This window comes from Streptomyces sp. NPDC044571 (assembly GCF_040647115.1).
Taxonomy (GTDB): Bacteria; Actinomycetota; Actinomycetes; order Streptomycetales; family Streptomycetaceae; genus Streptomyces.
In genome coordinates this window covers 74629-95245 of the sequence record NZ_JBEZBN010000025.1, presented here as the reverse complement: position 1 = coordinate 95245, position 20617 = coordinate 74629, and the positions used below count along the sequence as shown (strand labels likewise).

The window sequence follows — 20617 nt, the reverse complement described above, 5'->3', positions numbered from 1 at the left end:
GGGCGTGGGGGTGCCCGTGATGGTGGTGGCGCTGGCGGGGTAGCTGGTGGGGTGGCCGCGGCCCACGGTGGCCCCCGGCCCCGGCCAGGACCGGGGTCCGGGCCGCGGCGGGGTCCGCGACCGCCAGGCTACTGCGTCAGGACCGTGAGGTCCTGGGCGGCCTTGGGGACCGACACCATCGCGTGGTCGTCGGACAGCGGCTGGACCGTGAACATCGGGATGCCCTCGTGCGGCAGCGTGAGCGTGCGGGCCGCGTAGAGCGGGCCGCCGGAGACCGTCTCGACCGTGAGCGCGTACACGCCCTTGGCTCCGGCCGGGGCCAGGGACAGCACCTGCGTCGTCCCCGCCTTGACGGTGAGCTCCTTGACCGCCGCCTCACCGGCCTCCGTGGCCGCCGACGCCGTCACCTTCACCTTCGCGTCGGCTCCGCCGGCCGCCGTCAGCGACAGCACCGTCGCGTTCTCGTCGGCCCGGTTGTCGGCGACCGTGGCCCGCGTCCCGACCGGCGCCGTCGCGGGGACGAAGCCGAGCTCCTGCTTGGCGCCGCTGCCGCGGACCACGCGGACGGCGGCCACCGCCGGCACGGCCTTCTTCCCGGCCGCCGGGGCCAGCAGCAGCGAGCCGGGCTCGCCGCGGGTGACGTCCTTGAGGTCCAGGCTCGCCGTCATGCCCGCCTTGACGTGCAGCTGCTCGTTGCCGGCCGGGGTGATCGAGCCGTTCGGCCCGGCCAACTTGATGCCCAGGTCCGCGTCCTCCTCGCCGGGCACGAAGGCGACCAGCCGTACGGAGGTGGCGTCCGCCGGGATCCCGGGCAGCACCAGGGAGCCCGCCGGGTCCACGGAAGCCGGCAGCCAGTCGGCCCCGACCCCCTCCTCGCCGACCTGCACCGAGGCGCCGACCCGGCCCGCGCGGGTCGTCACATGCGCGGTGAGGTCGGCCAACTGGGCGCCGGGCGCCAGGGAGGCCAGGGAGACGGACTTGCTGGACTTGGGGTCGATCCGGATGTTCTCGCTGGTGCCCGGCTCGGTCTTGACCACCCCGTCCGGGCCGAACATCTTGATGTCGATCACGGCCGCGGTGTCGTCCGGGTTGGTGAGGTGCACGTAGTCCTCGCGCCCCTTGGCGGTGCTCGCTCCCGGGAACCAGAAGTCGGTGCCCGGCGCGGTGCAGCCCAGGCCGAGCACGCCGCGCGCCCGCCCGACCGAGACCTTCGTGGTCTGCTGGGCGGTCCAGCCGGGCGCGAGGATCCCGTCGGCCGTGCCGGTCAGCGCGGGCGCCTCGGCACCAGAGGCGGCGGCCCCGGCCGGCTTGCCGCGTTCCTTGAGCTCCAGGACCGGCTTGGCCTCCTTGGTCGCGCCGAGCAGCCGGGCGGTGCCCTTGCCGCCCGCGCCCGCCGTGCCGGGAGTGATCGAGGTGTACGTGGTCTCCGCGATGTCCGAGGAGCTGGGCGCCGGGCACACGAGCGCGGACCGCTCCACCGGCATCCGGGCCGCCGCTGCCGTCTTGGCGTCGGCGGCGGGCGCGGCCGGGGCGGCGAGGTGGGCGATGCCGGTGACGGCGGCCAGGGCCGCGGCCACCGCCGCCAGCGTCAGGGGTGCGCGCTTCACTGCTGGGGGCTCCCGTCCGGACGCGGGTCGTGCTGTCCGTAGGTGTCGTACGAGTACGGGTACGGGTACTGCTGCTGCCCGGGCTGCCCGTACGGCTGCTGCGGGTCCTGGTCCTGCTGCGGGTACGGGTACTGCTCCGGGACGGTGTACGGCGGCTGCTGGGGCTGCTGGGGCTGCTGGGGCTGCTCCCAGCCGTAGCCCTGGTCGCCGTACGAGGGGTACGCGTACGTCTCCTCCCCGTACGCCGGCTGCGCCGGGATCTGCGCGTACGGGTCGGCGACCGCGCCCTCCGGCTCCGCCGCCGCGGCGGCCCCGGCCTGCGCGGACTCGGCCTCCGCACGGAGCCTGCGGGCCCGGCGGCCCTCCCCGGCGGCCTCGCCCGGGGCGGCGGACCGCTCGGCGGCGACCTCGGCCTCCTCCTCCGGCAGGTCGTCGTCGAGCCGGGCGCGGCGGCCCGGCAGGGCCATCACCAGCAGCACCAGCGCGAGCAGGCCCTGCGTCCAGTGCCAGGCGGTCCGGGTGAGGGCGTCCTCGTGGACGAGGTCGAGGCGGCCTCCGGCGGCGGGCAGTTCGAAGCCCTGCGCCCAACCGTCCAGCGTCTTGGGCTTGAGGGGCTTGCCGTCGAGGGTGGCCTGCCAGCCGGGGGCGGCGCGGTCGGCGATGCGCAGCACCCGGCCCGCCTCGCCCGCCGGGATCTTGGTGTGGGCCTCGACGGGGCCCGAGGCGACCGGGATGGGGGCCTCGCCCGGCTTGCCGGAGACGATGGCGGCGCGGACGACCTGGCGGTCCACCCGCCACAGGGCGCTGCCGTCGAGCTGGCTCATCCGGCTGAGGCCGGGAGTGGCGTCGAGGACCTTGTGCATCTGCGGCGGGGCGCCGTCGCGGACCAGGATGTAGCGGATGGCGAAACCGCTGAGCTGGTCGCTCTGGTCGGCTCCGGATCCGGCGACGAGACTGGACACCACCTTGTCGAGCTGCGGGCTGCTGCCTGTCTCGGCGGCGAGTTCGGCGTCGCCGAGGCGGCCGCCGGAGCCGCGGACCAGGGTGTAGGAGACGACGGCGGGCGAGGCTGCGCCGAGGACGAGAGTGCGGGCCTGGTCGCGGGTTCCGCTCTCCTCGGCGACGAAGGCGGGCACCTGTACGGGGTCGCGCCGCTCCAGCGGTCCGTTCGCGCCGCTGATCATCCAGCCGGCGGCGGCGAGCAGCGGGCCCGCGGCGGCGGCGAGGGCGATCAGGGCGGCGAGCGGCTGGCGCCAGCCGAAGTTGCTGGCGGCGACCCGCTCCTTTGCCCCGTCGGCGCCGAGGACGGCCGCGGCCAGCAGGGCGAGGCCGTACACCAGGGTGGCGGGGCCGGCCCAACCGGTGCGGTTGGTGAGGGCCGCGAGGAGCAGGGCGGCCAGGGCGGTGGCCCAGGCGGTGCGGACGGCGAACTGCCGCTCGGTGCGCAGCAGGGCGGCGAGTGCGGCGAGGACGACGCCGCCGAGCAGGACTCCGGCGGTGGCGCGGGGGCCCCCGGGGCTGATGCCGAGCAGGTCGAGGGCGGTGGCCGAGCCGGTCCCGTAGCGCAGGCCGGCCTCTTGGAGGAGCCGGCCGGGGTGGGTGAGCAGGCTCAGCGACCAGGGGGCGAGGACGAGGAGCGGGACGGTGAGTACGGCGAGCAGCCGCAGGCCGTACGTCTTCCACTCGGCGCGGCGCAGTACGAGCGCTGCCGTCCCGAGGACGGCGGCGAGCGGCCAGACGACGGGGGTGAAGGCGGTGGCCAGGGTCAGCAGGAGGATGTACGTCCACACGGCGCGCCGGCTGCCGCGGCCGCCGTCGGCTCCGGTGAGGGCGAAGGCGGCGACGGCGGAGCGGGCGATGAGGGGGAGCAGGATCGCGAGGACGGCGGTGCCGAGGCGGCCGCCGGCGAGGGCCCCGGTGACGGCGGGCAGGAAGGCGTACGCGACGGCGGCCCAGGCGCGCAGCAGCCGGGACTCGACCAGCGGCCGGGAGGCGAAGTAGGCGGTCAGTCCGGCGAGCGGGACCGAGCAGACCAGCAGCAGGGTCAGGGCGGCCTGGGTGGAGCCGAACAGCACCGTGGAGAAGGCGCCGAGGACGGCGAGGTAGGGGGGCGCTCCGGCGGTGGAGCCGGTGCCGACGGGCTGCCAGTCGTCGGTGTAGCCGCGCCAGAGGTCGAGTCCGCTGTCGGGGGCGGGCAGCAGGGCGCCGCCCATCAGGGAGCCGCCGCCGAGCAGGGCGCGGCAGGCGATGACGGAGACCAGCAGGAGGACGGCGAACAGGACGGGCGCCGGGTTGCGGGCGATCCGCTTGAGGCGGGCGAACTGTTCGATCTCCAGGTAGTCGGCGTCGTCCCCGCCGGGGCCGGACTCGACGGCCCCGCCGTGGCGGCCGACGGCGTGGGTGTCGGTGTCGCGGTCGGCGCCGAAGTACCCGGCGAGTTGTTCGGCGTTGGCGCGCAGGGTGGCGCCGGGCGGCGGGAAGAGGGGGCGCAGTTCCTTCGCGGGGACGGCGGGGCGGCCGCGTCTGCGGCGGGCGCCGAGGATGCGGCCGGGGCGCAGCAGGGCGGCGAGGAGGCCGGTGAACTCGTCGACGGCCTGGCCGGGGGCCTTGCCGACGAGGTAGGCCAGGGTCCGCAGGACGGTGCCGAGGACGAGGCGCAGCAGGACGTAGGGCAGGGCGGGGCCGGAGCTGTTGACGAGCACGGTGTAGACGGCGCCGGTCTTGTCGACGCGGTGCGGGCTGGCGCTCGTACGTCCCGCGCAGTCGACGGTGCGGCGTTCGCGGGCGGCGGCCTCGGCGTGGCGCATGACGGCGTCGGGGGCGACGAGGACGGTGTGTCCGGCGCTCTGGGCGCGCCAGCACAGGTCGACGTCGTCGCGCATGAGGGGCAGGCGGCGGTCGAAGCCGCCGAGGGCGTCGTACACGTCGCGGCGTACGAGCATGCCGGCGCTGGAGACGGAGAGGACGGGGCGGACCTGGTCGTGCTGGCCCTGGTCCTGTTCGCGGCGGTCGAGGCCGGTCCAGCGGCGGCCGCTGCGGGCGATGGTGACGCCTGCTTCGAGGAGCTGCTTCTTGTCGTACCAGCCGCGCAGTTTGGGGCCGATGACGGCGGCGTCGGGGTTTTCCTCGGCGACGCGCAGCAGTTCGGTGAGGGCGTCGGGTTCGGGTGCGCTGTCGTCGTGGAGCAGCCAGAGCCACTGGACGGGTTCGCCGTGGGGCAGTTCGGGGAGGTCGTAGGCGTCGTCGCGCCAGGTGCGGCTGACGGGGTCCCAGCCGCTGGGGCGCTTGAGGTACGGGAGGTCCTCGGGGGTCAGGACGCCCGCGCTGCGGGCGGCCTCGTCCACCGCGGTGCCGAATCCGGTGCGGCGGGCGAGGTGGAGGACGCGGTCCTCGCCGAGGGCCTCGCCGAGCAGGCGCGCGGATTCGTCGGCGCTGCCGGTGTCGGCTGCGATGTGGTTCTGCGCGGGGCGTTCCTGGCCGAGGAGCCCGGCGAGTGTCCTGGGCAGCCAGCGGGCGCCGTCGTGGGCGACGAGGACGGCGGTGACGACGTGCCGGGGGAACTCGGGTGTGGCGCCGGCCTGGTAGGAGGCCGTCGACTGGCTGTGCAGGGACATCGCTCTACTGGCCCTCCGGCCTGGCTCCTCCCCGGGCGCGGTCCGGGGGTGGGGGTACCCCCGGACGAAGTCCGGGGGAGTTCCGGGGGTGGTGTGCCCCCGGAGGCTGCTGGACAGCGCCCCACACTAACGGCTGGGAACACAGCGGTCCGCCTCCAGCGGGGAAGGTGCAGGAGGCGGACCGTTTGCCGTGCTTGTGGAGTTGGCTCGTCGTACCGCCGGCGCGGCCGGGCGATATGTCGTGGGATGTCAGACCGCGGCCTTTTTCAGGCGTCGGCGCTCGCGCTCGGACAGGCCGCCCCAGATGCCGAAACGCTCGTCGTTGGCGAGGGCGTACTCAAGGCATTCGGAGCGGACCTCGCAGGCGAGGCAGACCTTCTTGGCCTCGCGGGTGGAGCCGCCCTTCTCGGGAAAGAAGGACTCGGGGTCGGTCTGGGCGCACAGAGCGCGCTCCTGCCATCCGAGCTCTTCGTCCGCCTCCTCGACCAGCAGTTCCTGAAACAGCTCGGTCATGTGCGCCCCTCGCTCTGTCTGTGCGTCCCCGTGGTGTTGCCGTTACTCATTGCTACGTAACGACACGAGTGAAATTACAAGTGCGGTGCTCCGGCGCAGTCAAGCCGAGATCTGCTATTGGGCCCCTTATTCACTCTGCGGAACCAAGCCTATACAGAAAGTGTTCATATCGCCAAAAATCGTGACACATGCCGCGGGTGTCCCACTGCGCCCGGGTTCACCCGCAATCGACGTGCCACTCGGCGGCGCGGTTGCGATCAAGCCAAAGAAGCGGCGCAGATCACAGTCCGATCACGAGAGGGCGCGTCGGGTTTGGATGGTGCGAACGGTGCGACGTGCAGCGCCTTGTGCCCGGGCCCGCGTTGCACAAACCTTTCTCCCCGCAGGGCAACCAGATCAGATGAAACTTTTGCGCCAAACCGGACATTGGGTTGACAGTCCGACCTCGGACCCGCTCTCCTTGTCTCCATGTCAGTGACCGCAGCCGCCACCCGGACCCCCATTCGTGGGTTCCTGTGCGCTGCCCAGGTTCGCTGTTGCTGTTGCAGCTGTTGATGCCTTCGGAGCTTCGGCTCCCCTGAGCTCCGGCCACCCCCACAGCGACCGCCAGCACGACTGACATCCGTCGAGGACTCCCCCACGATGAACAACGACAGCGACCTCCAGATCGCCGGCGACATCCTCTCCGTCCAGCACCTCCTGCAGCCCGCCCGCGAACACCCGGCCACCGTCGCCGAGTTCGCCGGCCTCGCCCGCTCCATCGCCGAGGACCGCGCGAGCTGGCAGCACCTGGTCCGCTACGACGCCACCACCCGCTGGTACCACCGGCTGCGCACCGGCCCCGGATACGAGGTCTGGCTGCTGAGCTGGGTCCCCGGCCAGGGCAGCGGCCTGCACGACCACGGGGCCTCCTCCGGCGTGCTGACCGTCCTCGAAGGCGAGCTCACCGAGCACGGCCCGCGCGGGCCGCTCACGCTCGCAGCCGGCGCCCAGCGCGTCTTCGCCCCCGGCTACGCCCACGAGGTCGTCAACGACGCGCTCGACGGGGCGGTCAGCCTGCACGTGTACTTCCCCGGCCTGACCGAGATGCCGATGCACAGCTGCTCCCCGGCCCGGCGGGAGTCCGTACCGGCCTGACGGCCCCGCCCGTCGCCCGACCACCGCCCCTCGGCGGACAGCCTGCGGCTGACAGTCCCGCCCGTCGCCCGACCACCGCCCCTCGGCAGCCTGCGGCTGACAGACTGTCTGCATGCGCATTGTTGTTCTGGCCGGCGGCATCGGCGGCGCCCGTTTCCTCCGCGGACTCAAGTCGGCGGTTCCCGACGCGGACATCACGGTCATCGGCAACACCGGTGACGACATTCACCTGTTCGGGCTCAAGGTGTGCCCCGATCTGGACACGGTGATGTACACCCTCGGCGGTGGCATCAACGAGGACCAGGGCTGGGGCCGCACCGACGAGTCCTTCACCGTCAAGGAGGAACTCGCGGCGTACGGGGTCGGACCCACCTGGTTCGGGCTCGGCGACCGCGACTTCGCGACCCACATCGTCCGCACGCAGATGCTCGGCGCCGGCTACCCGCTGAGCGCCGTCACCGAGGCGCTCTGCGACCGCTGGCAGCCCGGGGTGCGGCTGCTGCCCATGTCCGACGACCGCGTCGAGACCCACGTGGCCGTGACCGACCCCGCCACCGGCGAACGCCGGGTCGTCCACTTCCAGGAGTACTGGGTCAAGCTGCGCGCCTCGCTCGACGCAGAGGCCGTCGTACCCGTCGGCGCCGAGCAGGCCAAGCCCGCGCCCGGGGTGCTGGAGGCGATCACCGCAGCCGATGTGATCGTCTTCCCGCCGTCCAACCCGGTGGTCTCGGTGGGCACCATCCTCGCCGTGCCGGGCATCAGGGAGGCGGTGGCCGCCGCGGCGGCGCCCGTGGTCGGACTCTCCCCCATCGTCGGGGGCGCGCCCGTGCGCGGCATGGCCGACAAAGTGCTCGCCGCCGTCGGCGTCGAGTCCACCGCCGCGGCCGTCGCCCTGCACTACGGCGGCGGACTGCTCGACGGCTGGCTCGTCGACACGACCGACGCCGCTGCCGTCGCCGAGGTGGAGGCCGCCGGGATCGCCTGCCGTGCCGTGCCGCTGATGATGACCGATGCGGCCGCGACGGCCGAGATGGCGCGGGCCGCGCTGGACCTGGCCGAGGCCTCCCGGTGAGCGCCGGGCACGTGCCCTCGTACGAGGTGCGGGCGCTGCCGGGCCTACCCGAGGTCCGGCCCGGCGACGACCTCGCCGGGCTGATCGCGGACGCGGCACCCGATCTGCGGGACGGGGACGTCCTGCTGGTCACCTCGAAGATCGTGTCCAAGGCGGAGGGCCGGATCGTCCACGCCGATTCCCGCGAGGAGGCGATCGACGCGGAGACGGTCCGCGTGGTCGCCCGCCGGGGGCCGCTGCGGATCGTCGAGAACCGGCAGGGGCTGGTGATGGCGGCCGCGGGCGTCGACGCCTCCAACACCGAGCCGGGCACGGTCCTGCTGCTGCCCGAGGACCCCGACGCCTCCGCCGCCGCCCTGCGCGCGGGGCTGCGCGAGCGGCTCGGTGTGGACCTGGGGGTGATCGTGACGGACACCTTCGGGCGGCCCTGGCGCGCCGGGCTCACCGACGTGGCGATCGGCGCGAGCGGCGTACGGGTCCTGGACGACCTGCGCGGCGGTACCGACACCCACGGCAATCCGCTGAGCTCGACGGTGGTCGCGACCGCCGACGAGCTCGCCGCGGCCGGCGACCTCGTCAAGGGCAAGGCCGCCGGGCTGCCGGTGGCGGTGGTGCGCGGGCTGGACCACGTGCGCGGCGAGGGCTCCACGGCGGCGGATCTGGTGCGTTCCGCGGCCGACGACATGTTCCGACTCGGGACCTCGGAGGCGGTACGGGAGGCCGTGAGCCTGCGCCGTACGGTACGGGCCTTCACGGCGGAGCCGGTGGACCCGGGCGCGGTCCGGCGGGCGGTTGCGGCGGCGGTGACGGCTCCGGCGCCGCACCACACGACGCCGTGGCGGTTCGTGCTGCTGGAGTCGGCGGCGGCGCGGCGGGAGCTGGTCGACACGATGCGCGAGGCCTGGATCGAGGACCTGCGGCGCGACGGGAAGTCCCCGGAGTCCATCGAGAAGCGGCTGCGGCGGGGCGATGTCCTGCGGGACGCCCCGTACCTGGTCGTCCCCTGCATGGTGATGGACGGGGCGCACGACTACGGGCACGCCCGTCGGGACGCGGCGGAGCGGGAGATGTTCGTGGTCGCGATGGGCGCGGGCGTGCAGAATTTCCTGGTCGCGCTGGCCGGTGAGCGGCTGGGCTCGGCGTGGGTGTCCTCGACGATGTTCTGCCGGGACGTGGTGCGCAAGGTGCTGGGGCTGCCGGAGCACTGGGACCCGATGGGCGCGGTGGCCGTGGGCCACGCCGCCGCCCCTCCGCGGGAGCGGCCGGTGCGCTCTGCGGAGGAGTTCATCGAGACCCGCTGATCCCCCGACCGGGGCCCGCCGGCGGCGGGCGCGTGCGCCATCGGCCCGTCCCGACGGCTATTCCCCTCCGCCCGACGTCTACCCCCGGCGAGTGAGCCGAAGGGGCGCGCCGGCGAAGGAGGGCGAGCGCCCGGAGAAACCGTGAGGAACGAGCGGTTTCGAGGACGTACGCCCTCCTGGAGCCGGCACCAGCGCCCCGGAGGCGAACCGAGCCCGAAAAAAGGGATGTTCAGAGCAGGCCGATGTCCGTCTTCGGCATTTTCGGGTGGCGGCGGGGTGGGATGCGTCCCGCGAGCAGGATCAGCCGGGCGGCGCGGTGGCGTTGCCCGGCGTAGGGGGCGAGGAGCTCCAGCATGGCGGCGTCGTCGGCGTCGCGGTTGCCGGCGAGGGCGTAGCCGATGATGCCGGGCAGGTGGAGGTCGCCGGTGGTGACGGCGTCGGGTGCGCCGTTGCTGCGCTGGAGGGTCTCGGCGGAGGTCCAGGGGCCGATTCCGGGGACGGCCTCCAGTCTGCGTACCGCGGCCGGGAGTTCCATGGCGGCGGCTTCTTCGAGCCGGCCGGCGACGCGGGCGGCGCGGACGATGGTGGCGGAGCGCTTCATGTCGACGCCTGCCCGGTGCCAGTCCCAGGACGGGATCATGGCCCAGGTCCGGGCGTCGGGCACGACGGACATGTCCTGCGGGCCGGGCGCGGGCTCCCCGTACTGGCGTACGAGCCGGCGCCAGGCCCGGTACGCCTCGTCGGCGGTGACCTTCTGCTCCAGGATGGTCGGGATCAGGGTTTCCAGGACCAGGCCGGTTCTGGTCAGGCGCAGGCCGGGGCGGCGGCGGTGGCTGGCGTGGACGAGGCGGTGGCGGGGGACGAACGCGGCCGGGTCGTCGCCGTCGCCGAGCAGCCGCGGCAGCCCGTCGAGGATCCAGTCGGCTCCGGGCCCCCAGGCTTCGGCGTGGACGGTGCCGGCGTGGCAGGTGACGCGGAGGGTGGCGGGGCCGTCGGGTGTCCGGCTGGTCTTCCAGACCGACCCGTCGGGGGTGGTGCGGAAGGTGGGATCGTGCGGGCCGCGTCTGAGCGGGCCGAGGATCAGGCCGAGGTCCACGGGGCCCGCGGGCGTCCACGCCCGCTCCCGCGCCGCGCCTTCCGCGCGCTGTCCGCTGCCCGCGGGCACGCGGGTCCGCCCGCCGCGTACGGCGGCGCGGGTGAGGGGTTCGTATCGGCCGGCCACCCCCTGAGCGTAGCCCTCCCGGGGGAGGGCCCCGTGCCGGTCAGCGGGTGCCGCCGGTGACGGTCAGCGGTTGCCGGTGACCGTCACCTTCTCGTCGTTCTGGATCTGCTTGACCAGCTGCTGCATCTTGGGCTTGTCCCACAGGAGGTTGCCGCCCCGTTCGCCCGCGATGGGCATGTTCATCGAGACGCCCTCGCCGCCGCTGATGCCCTTCATCGCGAAGAACATCTCGCCCATGTCCCATAGGGACATGTCCTTGTCCACGATCAGCGTGTCCAGGCCCGCGCCCAGGACCGGGTAGAGCTTGAACGGGTTGAGGATCGTGCCCGGCGTCGCCGCCTGGCTCGCCAGCGTCGACAGGAACTTCTGCTGGTTCTTCGTCCGGGCGAGGTCGGACTCGGCGAAGGCGTACCGGGTCCGTACGAAGGCCAGGGCCTGCTCGCCGTTGAGGGTCTGCTGGCCCGCCTTGAAGTCGGCGCCCGACTTCTCGTCCTTGAAGCCCTTCTCGATGTTCATGTCCACGCCGCCGAGCGCGTCCACGATGTTGGCGAAGCCGGCGAAGCCGATCTCCGCGTAGTGGTCGATGCGCAGGCCCGTGTTGAACTCCACGGTGCGCACGAGCAGCTCGGGGCCGTCGTCCGCGTAGGCCGCGTTGAGCTTGGTGTGCTTGCCCGTGCCGGCGTACTTCTTGCCCGATTCGGAGCCGACGAACGAGGGGATCTCCACGTCGGAGTCGCGCGGCAGGGAGACCATGGTGTTCCCGCTGGAGCAGGACGCCAGGATCATCATCGAGTCGGTGCGCTTGCCCTCGGCGGAGCCGGTGTGGAGCTTCTTCTTCTCCTCGTCGGACATGCCCTCGCGGCTGTCGGAGCCGACGATGAGGTACGTCGTGCAGTCGCCTTCCTTCGGGCGCTCGATGACCTTGGAGAGGTCGACCTCGCGACGCACCTTGGAGTCGGCCCAGAAGTAGGTGCCGATACCGGTCGCCAGCAGCGCCGAGACGAGCACGATCGATCCGATCTTGATCCGCCTGCGCCAGTCGACGTGCGCCACGACGTGGAGCGGGTCCCCGCTGGAGCCGGGACCGCCGGGACCGCCCGGCCTGCGGGGCCCGCCCGGCCCTCCCGGGCCGCCGGGCCGCTGGGGGGCGCCGTAGACCTGGCCGGTGTTGTACCCGCTGTCGTAGCCGCCCTCGTACGAGTCGTGGCCCTGGGCGTGCTGCGGCGGCACCCCGTACGCGGGCGGGCGGCCCGGCCGGGCGGGGGGCTGCTGCGGCTGCGCGGGCCGCTGGGGCTGCTGCTGCGGCAGCCCCTGCTGCCGGCGCCGGACGTGCGGCATCCGGCGCGCGCCATCCGGCTGCGCCTGTGCGCTGGCGCGCCCGTACCCGTCGTCGCGGGCGTCGCCGCGCCCTTCTGGCCACTCACTCATGCGGCCTAGGATGCCCGGTCGCGTGAGGTGCAGGACAGTCCGGGAGGGCTTCGTATCGGTGCTGTTGCACAGCTGATGCATCCGCGACGGCTTCCGGGCATGATCCGGAAGACGGGCCTTTAAGGTGGCCGTATGACAGAGATACCGGGCGAACCGGCGCAGGACCCGCAGGGCAAGCCGGTCTCCGCCTCACGGACCACCCTCAGCCACATCATGACGGCCAACGACACCAACCTCCTCGGCACGGTGCACGGCGGCGTGATCATGAAGCTGGTGGACGACGCGGCCGGAGCCGTCGCCGGGCGCCACTCGGGCGGCCCGGCCGTGACGGCGTCCATGGACGAGATGGCCTTCCTGGCCCCGGTCCGCGTCGGAGACCTGGTCCACGTGAAGGCCCAGTGCAACTGGACCGGCCGCTCCTCCATGGAGATCGGCGTACGGGTCCTCGCCGAGCGCTGGAACGAGTCGACCCCGGCCACCCAGGTCGGCAGCGCCTACCTCGTCTTCACCGCCGTGGACTCCGAGGGCAAGCCGCGTACGGTCCCGCCCGTGCTCCCCGAGAGCGACCAGGACCGACGGCGCAACCAGGAGGCGCAGATCCGCCGCACCCACCGGCTGGCCCGGCGCCGGGCGATCATGGCCCTGCGCGAGGAGCGGGCGGCCCAGGGCTTCGACGACGACTGAGCCTGCTCAGCCGCCGCAGACGACCTGGTCCCCGCTGACCACGCCGAACGGCCCCTCGGACGGGTCCTCCGGCCGGACCGGCACCACCTTCTTGTAGTCCGCGCCGGCGATCACCAGCACCGTACGCCCCTGGCCGCGCACCGGCCGCAGCTCGCTGCCGGGCAGGGCGGTGGACACCGTACGGGCGGAGCGGTCCCAGCGCGGGTCGTACGCGATCACCGTGCGCTTCACGTTGCGTCCGGCGCCGTTGCCCGGGGCGCCGGTGGTGTCGAAGCCGGTGCCGCGCAGCGCGGCGTCCACGCGGCCGCCCAGCCCGTCGATCCGGGTGCCGTTCTCCACCCGCACCCTGATCTGCTGTGGGGGGACGTCCACCGGCACCGCGGGGGGCGCAGAGGGCCGGCCCGGAGCGGACGTGCGTGTCGGGCGGGGCGGGCGGGGCGGTGCGAGGGGCTGGTCGTCGCGCAGGGCCTGGAAGAGCTTCGCGGCCTTCGGCTCGTCCCATTTGACGGTGGAGCCGATGCCCTTGACCGGGTAGGAGGGGTCGCCGACCGGCACCGAGGCGAACTCCGAGGAGGAGGGGCTGAACTCGCGCATGGCCTGCCCCAGGGCGAGCATCTGCTCCGAGCCGAAGCCCCGGTCGGCCCGGACGGAGCTCAGCAGGGTGGAGCTGACCTCCTTGAACTTCACCGGGTTCAGCAGCACCCCGCTGCCGGTGGCCTGTTTGACCAGTGCGGCGAGGAACCGCTGCTGGCGCTGCATCCGGCCGAGGTCCGCGGCGCCGTCCACGTGGCGCGAGCGGACGTACTGCAGGGCCTCTCCGCCGCGCAGCCGGTGCGTTCCGGGCAGCAGGTCCAGGCCGGTCTTCTCGTCGCGGAGGGTCTTGGCGGTGCAGATCTCCACGCCGCCCAGGGCGTCGACCGTCTTCATGAAGCTGGTGAAGTCGACCTCCAGGTAGTGGTCGATCTTGACCCGGGTCATGCTCTCGACGGTGCGGACGGTGAGCTGCGGGCCGCCCTCCGCATAGGCGGCGTTCAGCTTCACCGGGTGGGGTCCGTGCTGCTGCCCGGTCGAGTCGTCGCGGTGGGCGGGCAGCTGCGCGTAGCTGTCGCGGGGCAGGCTGACCACGCTGGCCCGCTCGCGGTCGGCGGACAGGTGTACGAGCATCACGGTGTCGGTGCAGTGGCAGGGGTCGCCGCCGAGGCGGTACTCGCGCTTGTCCCGCTGGGTGATCTTGTCGCGGCCGTCGGTGCCGACCAGCAGGATGTTCAGCCCGTGCCCCGCCTCCGGGCGGTTCTTCATGTCCTTGAAGGGGTCCACCCGCTCGATCCCGGTGTCCACTCCGGTCATCACGGCGTGGCCGACGGCACCGGAGCCCAGCACCAGCACCGCGAGCCCGCCCGCGAGCCGTACCCCCCACCGGGGCCCGGTGCCCCGGCGCCGGGCCGGGGCACCGCCGCGGCGCGCACGGGGCGGCTGCGGGGGCCTGGCGGTTCGGGTGGGTCGGTGCGGCTGGGGCACGGGGGACACCTCCGCGAGGCAGCAGGGGCCGAAAGGGGCGACCCGGGCATATAAGGCAGATCGTCAGAACAGTAGGCCCATACGATCAGCGTCTGTCCCGACCGATCAGGCGGCGCGCACCCGTTTCCCCCGTACGCGGTAACGTGACACCGATACCCGACCGTGAAGGACCACATGCCCGCCCAGCAGCCCGCAGTCTCGGTGATCATGCCGGTGCTCAACGAGGAGCGCCACCTGCGTGACTCCGTCCGTCACATCCTCGGACAGGAGTACGCAGGTGAGATGGAGGTGGTGATCGCGCTGGGGCCGTCCACGGACCGCACCGACGAGATCGCCGCCGAGCTCGTACGCGAGGACCCCCGCGTCGTCACCGTTCCGAACCCCTCCGGCCGTACCCCGGCCGCCCTCAACGCCGCCATCAAGGCCTCGCGACACCCGATCGTGGTACGCGTCGACGGTCACGGCATGCTCTCGCCGAACTACATCGCCACCGCGGTCCGCCTCCTGGAGGAGACCGGCGCGCAGAACGTCGGCGGCATCATGCACGCCGAGGGCGAGAACGCCTGGGAGGAGGCCGTCGCCGCCGCGATGACCTCCCGGCTGGGAGTCGGCAACGCCGCGTTCCACACGGGCGGCAAGGCGGGCCCGGCCGACACCGTCTACCTGGGGGTGTTCCGCCGCGAGGCGCTGGAGCGGGCGGGCGGCTACAACGAGGAGTTCATCCGCGCCCAGGACTGGGAGCTGAACTTCCGCATCCGCGAGGCCGGCGGGCTCATCTGGTTCTCGCCCGAGCTGAAGGTCCAGTACCGCCCGAGGCCCTCCGTACGGGCGCTCGCCAAGCAGTACAAGGACTACGGGCGCTGGCGCCACGTGGTCGCGCGCTACCACTCGGGCTCGATCAACCTGCGCTACCTCGCCTCTCCGGCCGCCGTCTGCGCGATCGCAGCCGGTGTGGTGGTCGGCGCGACCGTGACCCCGTGGGCGTTCGTGATCCCGGCGGGCTACCTCGCGGCGATCGGCCTCGGCTCCGTCCCGGCGGGCAAGGGGCTCTCGCTCAAGTCCCGCGCGCAGATCCCGGTGGCCATGGCGACCATGCACATGTCCTGGGGCTTCGGGTTCCTGACCAGCCCGCGCGCTCTTGCGGACAAGGTCATCGCGAGCCGCCGCCCGGCCGTGCTCCGCGACACCACCGAGGTCCAGCCCCGGCTGCCGTGACCCGGAAGGGGCCCGGTGGTGCTGTCGTCCGACAGCACCACCGGGCCCCTTCGCGTTCTGCTCGCGGCCCTACCAGGTGAAGCCCGGCTGGATCGCCATGCACTCCTTGTCGTTGTCCCCGTTGAGCGGGCGCGCGGAGTCGGGGGCCTTGGTCGGGGCGGGCGGCGGCGGGGTCGGTGCGTCGCCCGTCCGCCAGTCCTTGCCCACGAACAGGGTGATGCCGGTGACGTCGTCGGACTTCTCCACGGAGCTCGCCGGCAGGCCGAGGGCGGTGGCCAGGGCCGTCGCGTCGGCCGCCTGGCCCGGAGCGGAGAAGCGGATCACGGTGGTGTCCTCAGCGGCGGCCTGGGCGCTGGCGGTCGCCTTCGTGTAGCCCTTGGCGGCCAGCAGCGAGGCGACCGTGTCGGCCCGGGCCTTGACCCTGGCCTGGCTGCCGTCCTTGCCGCCGGTGGCGTTGCGCACCGTGACCGCGACCTTCGCGGGGGGCGCGGCCGGGATGGCGGCGGGCTGGGACGGGGCGGTGGAAGGCGACGGCGCCGCCGGAGAACCCGAGGCGAGCGGTGCCGAGGGGGTGGCGGCCGGGTTCCCGGACCCCTTGCCGTCGAGCGCGATGTCCTCGCGGACCATCCGGAACACGTCCTCGGCCTCGCCCGGCTTGGGCTCGACCCGGCCCTCCTCCCGGGTGCTGTACACCCACGGCATGGTGGTCATCGTGATCCGCCCGGTGGGGACCTTCTTGAGCTCCATACTGAGGTCGTACAGCTTGTCGATCTTGTTCAGGCCGGGGTCCACGACCATGGCCTTGATGGCCGCCTGCGCCAGGCTGTTGAGCTTCACCGGGTTGCTGAGCTTGGCGTTCTTGCGGAACTCGCGGGCCATGGAGTTCATGTACATGTGCTGGGCGTGGGTGCGGCCGAGGTCGGTGCCGTCCTCGAAGCCGTAACGGGTGCGCAGCCACTGGAGGGCCTGCTCGCCCTGGATGACGTTCTCGCCGGCCAACAGCTTCAGACCGGATCCCTTGCCGTCCTTGGTGCGCGACTCCACGTTCTGCTGGACGCAGACCGGTACGCCGCCGATGGCGTCCGCCATCGTCACCACACCCTTGAAGTCGATCATCATGAAGTGATCGATCGGGATCTTGGTCAGTTCCTGCCAGGCGGCGACGGTGCAGCCCGGGCCGCCGCGGCTGAGGGACTCGTTGGTCTGGACGAGGCGACTGCTGGCCGGGTGGACCTTGCCGTTCGGCTCGGTGCACTTCGGCATCATCAGCATCGTGTCGCGCGGCATCGAGACGACCGACATGTTGCTGCGGTCCGCCGACAGGTGCAGCAGCATCTGCACGTCCGCGAGCGGCGGGCCGTCGAAGGTGTCCTTGGCCCCGCCGAGGGCCTGGTTGGCCGCGTCGTCACGGGCGTCGGAGCCGATGAGGAGGATGTTCAGCGGGGTCTGCCCGAAGGCGTTGGGCTTGGAGCCGCCCAGCTTGTTCTCGCCGAGGTTCAGCGGGTCCGTCTTGATGCTGCCGTTGAGGTGGCGGTAGTAGAGGTAGCCGGCCGCCGCCGTCCCGAGTATGAGGAACGCCAGGACGGAGGCGACCCAGCGCAGTATGCGCCGCCGTCCCCGCCGGGGCGGCGTGGCGCCGCGGCCCCCGCCGTTCCGCGGTGGGGGAACGGCTCCCGGCGCCTCCGCGCCACCGCCGGATGTTCCACCGGCGGTCTGGGCGGGCGCCCCCTCCCCCCGCACGCTGCTGTGCCTCACGCGTCCCCCCTCAAGATCACTCTGCTCTTGTGTGCCGGTCGTACCGGCACAGGTCGGTGACCGGCCGGTGGTCGGCCGGCCGTCGATCGCCGTACTCGTTCTCGGGCTCGCCAGGACGGCCGGGCGGGCCCGGCCGTCCAGCGTGCTCCGCCTACTTGGCGCAGACCGCCTTGTCCGCCTCGACCCGCTGGATGTCCTCCGGCGCCTTCTGCGGCGCCGTCAGCGAGATCCCCGCCCCCTTGAAGTCCGCGCCGAGCGTGAGCTTCATCGGGGTCTTGGGCGCGGCGTCCGCCGAGCCCATCTTCAGCGCCGAGGCCGGCAGGCCCATCATGTCCGCCAACGCCCGCGCCTGGTCGGCCTGGTTGGGCGCGTACTCCAGCTGGGTCGCGTCGACCTTGGCGGGCGCGTTGCCGAGGTTGCTGGCCCTGGTCACGCCCTTGCTGTTCTGCAGCCAGGTCAGGGTCGTGGAGGCGGAGCCGCCGGGACCGCCTCCGTTGAAGATGTCCACCCGTACGTCCTTGGCGGCGGCGCGCTCACCCTGCAGGAGGGCGTCCTGCTTGGCCTTGGTCGCGGCGTCGGCCGCGTCCTTGGCGGCCTGCTCCTTCTGCTCGACCTCGGTGAGCGAGACGTCGCTGCGGATCATCTGCAGGAGCGGGTCGGCCAGCGCCGTCTGGACGACGACGGTCGCCTTCTTGCCCGGGGGCTCGGCCGGGTTGTCGAGCACCGGCAGGGTGGTGAAGGTGACGTTCTTCAGGTTCATGTCCTTCAACTCGCCCGCCAGATTGGTGAGCTTGTCGATGGACCCTATCCCCGAGTCCACGGTCAGCGACTTGGTGGCCGCCTCGGCGAGGGAGAAGAACTTCTTCGGACTGGTCAGCGTTTCCTTCGACTTCATCTCGCGCATCATCGAACTCAGGAACTGCTGCTGGGTCTTGATGCGGTCGAGGTCGCTCCCGGTCCCGAGGGCGTGCCGGGTCCGGACGAAGGCCAGGGCGTCCTCGCCCTGGAGCCGGTGCTCGCCCGCGTCCAGCTTCAGCTTGGAGTCCTTGTCGTCGACGGGCTTGGCGAGGCACACGGGCACACCGCCGACCGCCGTGCTCAGCACCTTCACCGCGTTGAAATCGACCATCATGAAGTGGTCGACCGTGATCCCGGTGAGCTCCTTGACCGTGCGCATCGTGCAGCCCGGGTCGCGGCCCTCCTGGCCGAGGCTCGTGTTGAAGCGGGTGCCCTTGGTGGCCGGGACGGTCTTCGTCGAACCGTCCGGCTGCTTCGTCGGGCAGGCCGGGACGTTCGTGATCAGGTCGCGCGGGATCGACAGGGCGGTCGCGTTGGTGCGGTCCTTGGCGACGTGGAACAGGATCGTGGTGTCGGCGTGGCCGACGCTCTCCGCGTCCCCGTAGCCCTCGTTGCCCGCGCCGCTGCGCTTGTCGGTGCCGATGACCAGGATGTTGATGGGCTGGTCCTTCTTGAACCCGCCCGTGCCCGCGTCCCCGACGTCCGTGACGTTGAGGTTGTTGTTCAGGTGGTCGTAGTAGAGGTACGCGCCCACCGAACCCGCGACCAGCAGGAAGGCGAGGGTGCCGCCGGTGATGACCAGGATCCTCTTGCGGCGCCCGCCTCCGCCGCCGCCCTTGCGGCCGGTGCGCCGCCCGGGCGGGCCGTCGCCGCGGCGCGGCCCGGGGACCGCGGGGGACGGCGAGGGCGAGGAGGGCTTGGGGCCGGCCGGCGCGCCGGGGCGGGCCGAGGAGGGTCTGCGGGGAGCAGCGACGGGGGGCTGCTGCTGCGCAGCGGAGCGGTCCAGTCGCAGTTCGTAGTTGCCGGTGCGGGGGTTGAGTACCCACTGGTCTGCGGGGTCGATCTCGTCTGCCCGCCCACGGCTTTGCGCATCCACGGTTGCTCGAATCCTCCGTCGGTGCCTCGCGACGCGCCTCCCCCAAGGCGCCCGGTCAACGATCCGGCTGCTGGTGCACGGCCTCTTTGCTGGCCGGGGCACCGGATCGCTCACCTTATCCGCCCCGGTCTGCTCCAAACCATGCTGGTGACAAATTCCACTCCCCTTATAACGGGGCAAAACTCCCAAGCCTCTTGGTTCGGGGCTGGTTCGGGGGCCGCGTTTGGCGATTGCTTTACCGGCAGTCGGCCGCGTCGGCGGTGGTTCCGGTGAAGGTGGGGACGGGTGCGGGGGCCGTACCGGTTCCCGACGGGGAGGGGCTCGCCCCGTCGCGGGCGCCCTGCGGGGCGCCCGGCTTCCGGCCGGTTCCGGTCGGCTGCGGCGCCGCCGCCTTCGGCGGGGTCACCGTCAGCGGCCGGTCCGCCCGCAGTTGCTCGAACAGCCGGGTCGCCGCGGGCTGTATGAGTTCGTCCCGGTTCGGGTTGGCCGCGTACGGCCTCCGGGGCACGGTCAGGAACCTCACCTGACCGGTGGGGATCCCCCGGATGCCGCGGGCCAGCTCGTACAGGTCCCGCAGCGAGGCCAGCCCCGGGTCGGTGGTCACCGAGGAGGTCGCGGCGTCCAGCAGCGGGTACAGCCGCGCCGGGTTCAGCAGCACCCCGCTGCTCTGCACCTTCTTGACCAGCGAGCCGAGGAACTGCTGCTGGCGCGCCATCCGGTCGGTGTCGCTGCCGTTGCCCAGGCTGTAGCGGGCGCGGACGAAGCCGAGGGCCTGCTCACCGTGCAGGGTCTGCCGGCCGGCCGGGAGCTTCAGCCGGGCCTCGGGGTCGTTCATCGGCTGCTTGAGGCAGACCTCCACCCCGCCGACCGCCTCGACCATCTTCTTGAAGCCGCCGAAGTCCACCACCATGTGGTGGTCGATCCGGATCCCGGTGAGCTTCTCCACCGTACGGATCGTGCAGGCGGCCCCGCCCCACTGGAACGCCCAGTTGAACTGCGCGAGCTGCTCGGAGGTGCGGCTGCCGCCCGGTGTCAGGCAGCTCGGGATCCGCGTCATCAGGTCCCGGGGTATCGAGACCGCCGTCGCGCTCTTCCGGTCGGCCGGCAGGTGCAGCAGGATCGCGGTGTCCGAGCGCTGGGTGCCCTGGTCCTGCCCGTAGCGGGCGTTCTCCTTGCCGGAGCGCGAGTCCGAGCCGATCAGCAGGATGTTCTGCGAGCCGCCCGCCAGGCGCGTCGGGCGCTCCCGCTCGTAGCGCTCCAGCTCGGCCGCCGCGGAGGTGTCCTGGGTGATGTTCCCGTCGAGCTTGGAGTAGATCCACCAGCCCGCGGCCGTCCCGCCCAGCACCAGCAGGACCATGGCGAGCCCGATCCAGCGCAGCAGTCGGCGCCGGCGGCTGCGCGGGGGCTCCGGGGAGCCTCCGGCGGCGCCGGTACTGCCGGGTATGCCTGCGCTGTCCGTCACTCGCTTACCGTCCCCTCACCGCTCGTGGCTGTGTGGTGACCTGCGGGCCGTACGGGTGTACGCACGACCTGTGCCGATCCTGCCCCCGGGGTGCCGCGGCGGCCCGGGGGCAGGGCCCGGTCAAGGGCCGTACGGGTGACAAATCGCCCGAGTTCGCGGCTGGGCGAAGTGGGTGACGAGGGGCAACGCAGCGTG

At 72.9% G+C, this 20617-nt stretch carries 14 protein-coding genes; 5 read left to right on the top strand and 9 right to left on the bottom strand.

Going from position 1 to position 20617, the window contains the following annotated elements:
• Nucleotides 1-128 precede the first annotated feature (128 nt).
• The 3 genes from AB0B01_RS16045 to AB0B01_RS16035 form a co-directional block, all read right to left on the bottom strand.
• Nucleotides 129-1607 carry a DUF5719 family protein gene (locus tag AB0B01_RS16045; protein ID WP_361718384.1) on the bottom strand — a complete coding sequence of 493 codons (1479 nt, stop codon included), beginning with the start codon at nucleotides 1605-1607 and terminating at the stop codon, nucleotides 129-131.
• On the bottom strand, nucleotides 1604-5221 hold the full coding sequence (locus AB0B01_RS16040) for a glycosyltransferase (RefSeq protein WP_361718381.1): 3618 nt from the start codon (nucleotides 5219-5221) through the stop codon (nucleotides 1604-1606). The genes AB0B01_RS16045 and AB0B01_RS16040 overlap by 4 nt, the downstream gene beginning before the upstream one ends.
• Before the next feature lie 249 nt (nucleotides 5222-5470).
• Nucleotides 5471-5734, bottom strand: a complete 264-nt coding sequence (locus AB0B01_RS16035) for a WhiB family transcriptional regulator (RefSeq protein WP_003983763.1) — start codon at nucleotides 5732-5734, stop codon at nucleotides 5471-5473.
• A 642-nt stretch (nucleotides 5735-6376) separates the two neighbouring features.
• On the opposite strand from AB0B01_RS16035, the gene AB0B01_RS16030 reads away from it, so the two are divergent.
• From AB0B01_RS16030 to AB0B01_RS16020, 3 genes are all read left to right on the top strand, one after another.
• The gene (locus tag AB0B01_RS16030; RefSeq protein ID WP_361718378.1) at nucleotides 6377-6871 is read left to right on the top strand and encodes a cysteine dioxygenase family protein; all 495 of its coding nucleotides are present in this window, start codon (nucleotides 6377-6379) and stop codon (nucleotides 6869-6871) included.
• 112 nt (nucleotides 6872-6983) lie between these two features.
• A complete protein-coding gene (cofD, locus tag AB0B01_RS16025) occupies nucleotides 6984-7943 on the top strand; it encodes a 2-phospho-L-lactate transferase (protein WP_361718375.1) in 960 nt (319 codons plus the stop codon).
• A complete protein-coding gene (locus AB0B01_RS16020) occupies nucleotides 7940-9244 on the top strand; it encodes a coenzyme F420-0:L-glutamate ligase (protein ID WP_361718372.1) in 1305 nt (434 codons plus the stop codon). Before cofD ends, AB0B01_RS16020 begins: the two co-directional genes overlap by 4 nt.
• A 229-nt stretch (nucleotides 9245-9473) precedes the next feature.
• Here the strand turns inward: AB0B01_RS16020 and AB0B01_RS16015 are convergent, their stop codons facing one another.
• On the bottom strand, nucleotides 9474-10466 hold the full coding sequence (locus tag AB0B01_RS16015; protein WP_361718369.1) for a DNA-3-methyladenine glycosylase 2 family protein: 993 nt from the start codon (nucleotides 10464-10466) through the stop codon (nucleotides 9474-9476).
• Between the two features lie 63 nt (nucleotides 10467-10529).
• Nucleotides 10530-11894 (bottom strand): LCP family protein, encoded by a 1365-nt coding sequence (locus AB0B01_RS16010; protein ID WP_361718366.1) that lies wholly within the window; start codon nucleotides 11892-11894, stop codon nucleotides 10530-10532.
• A gap of 132 nt (nucleotides 11895-12026) precedes the next feature.
• On the opposite strand from AB0B01_RS16010, the gene AB0B01_RS16005 reads away from it, so the two are divergent.
• Nucleotides 12027-12578, top strand: coding sequence for an acyl-CoA thioesterase (locus tag AB0B01_RS16005; protein WP_356853454.1), 552 nt, complete (start codon nucleotides 12027-12029; stop codon nucleotides 12576-12578).
• A gap of 6 nt (nucleotides 12579-12584) precedes the next feature.
• On the opposite strand, the gene AB0B01_RS16000 is transcribed toward AB0B01_RS16005, so the two are convergent.
• On the bottom strand, nucleotides 12585-14096 hold the full coding sequence (locus AB0B01_RS16000) for an LCP family protein (protein ID WP_361718363.1): 1512 nt from the start codon (nucleotides 14094-14096) through the stop codon (nucleotides 12585-12587).
• A 174-nt stretch (nucleotides 14097-14270) separates the two neighbouring features.
• Between AB0B01_RS16000 and AB0B01_RS15995 the strand changes: the two genes are divergently transcribed.
• On the top strand, nucleotides 14271-15311 hold the full coding sequence (locus AB0B01_RS15995; protein ID WP_361718360.1) for a glycosyltransferase family 2 protein: 1041 nt from the start codon (nucleotides 14271-14273) through the stop codon (nucleotides 15309-15311).
• A 69-nt stretch (nucleotides 15312-15380) separates the two neighbouring features.
• Here AB0B01_RS15995 and AB0B01_RS15990 read toward each other — a convergent pair whose 3' ends face one another.
• The 3 genes from AB0B01_RS15990 to AB0B01_RS15980 form a co-directional block, all read right to left on the bottom strand.
• The gene (locus AB0B01_RS15990; protein WP_361718357.1) at nucleotides 15381-17066 is read right to left on the bottom strand and encodes an LCP family protein; all 1686 of its coding nucleotides are present in this window, start codon (nucleotides 17064-17066) and stop codon (nucleotides 15381-15383) included.
• Nucleotides 17067-17217: 151 nt separating this feature from the next.
• Nucleotides 17218-18960, bottom strand: a complete 1743-nt coding sequence (locus tag AB0B01_RS15985; protein WP_361718354.1) for an LCP family protein — start codon at nucleotides 18958-18960, stop codon at nucleotides 17218-17220.
• A gap of 235 nt (nucleotides 18961-19195) precedes the next feature.
• Complete coding sequence (locus tag AB0B01_RS15980; protein WP_361718351.1) at nucleotides 19196-20422, bottom strand: LCP family protein; 1227 nt, start codon at nucleotides 20420-20422, stop codon at nucleotides 19196-19198.
• Between the last annotated feature and the right edge of the window lie 195 nt (nucleotides 20423-20617).

Excerpts from the sequence above, each read along its gene's own strand:
- AB0B01_RS16040 (WP_361718381.1), bottom strand. The coding sequence starts at position 5,221 with ATGTCCCTGCACAGCCAGTCGACGGCCTCCTACCAGGCCGGCGCCACA.
- AB0B01_RS16035 (WP_003983763.1), bottom strand. The coding sequence starts at position 5,734 with ATGACCGAGCTGTTTCAGGAACTGCTGGTCGAGGAGGCGGACGAAGAG.
- AB0B01_RS16030 (WP_361718378.1), top strand. The coding sequence starts at position 6,377 with ATGAACAACGACAGCGACCTCCAGATCGCCGGCGACATCCTCTCCGTC.
- cofD (WP_361718375.1), top strand. The coding sequence starts at position 6,984 with ATGCGCATTGTTGTTCTGGCCGGCGGCATCGGCGGCGCCCGTTTCCTC.
- AB0B01_RS16010 (WP_361718366.1), bottom strand. The coding sequence starts at position 11,894 with ATGAGTGAGTGGCCAGAAGGGCGCGGCGACGCCCGCGACGACGGGTAC.
- AB0B01_RS16005 (WP_356853454.1), top strand. The coding sequence starts at position 12,027 with ATGACAGAGATACCGGGCGAACCGGCGCAGGACCCGCAGGGCAAGCCG.
- AB0B01_RS15995 (WP_361718360.1), top strand. The coding sequence starts at position 14,271 with ATGCCCGCCCAGCAGCCCGCAGTCTCGGTGATCATGCCGGTGCTCAAC.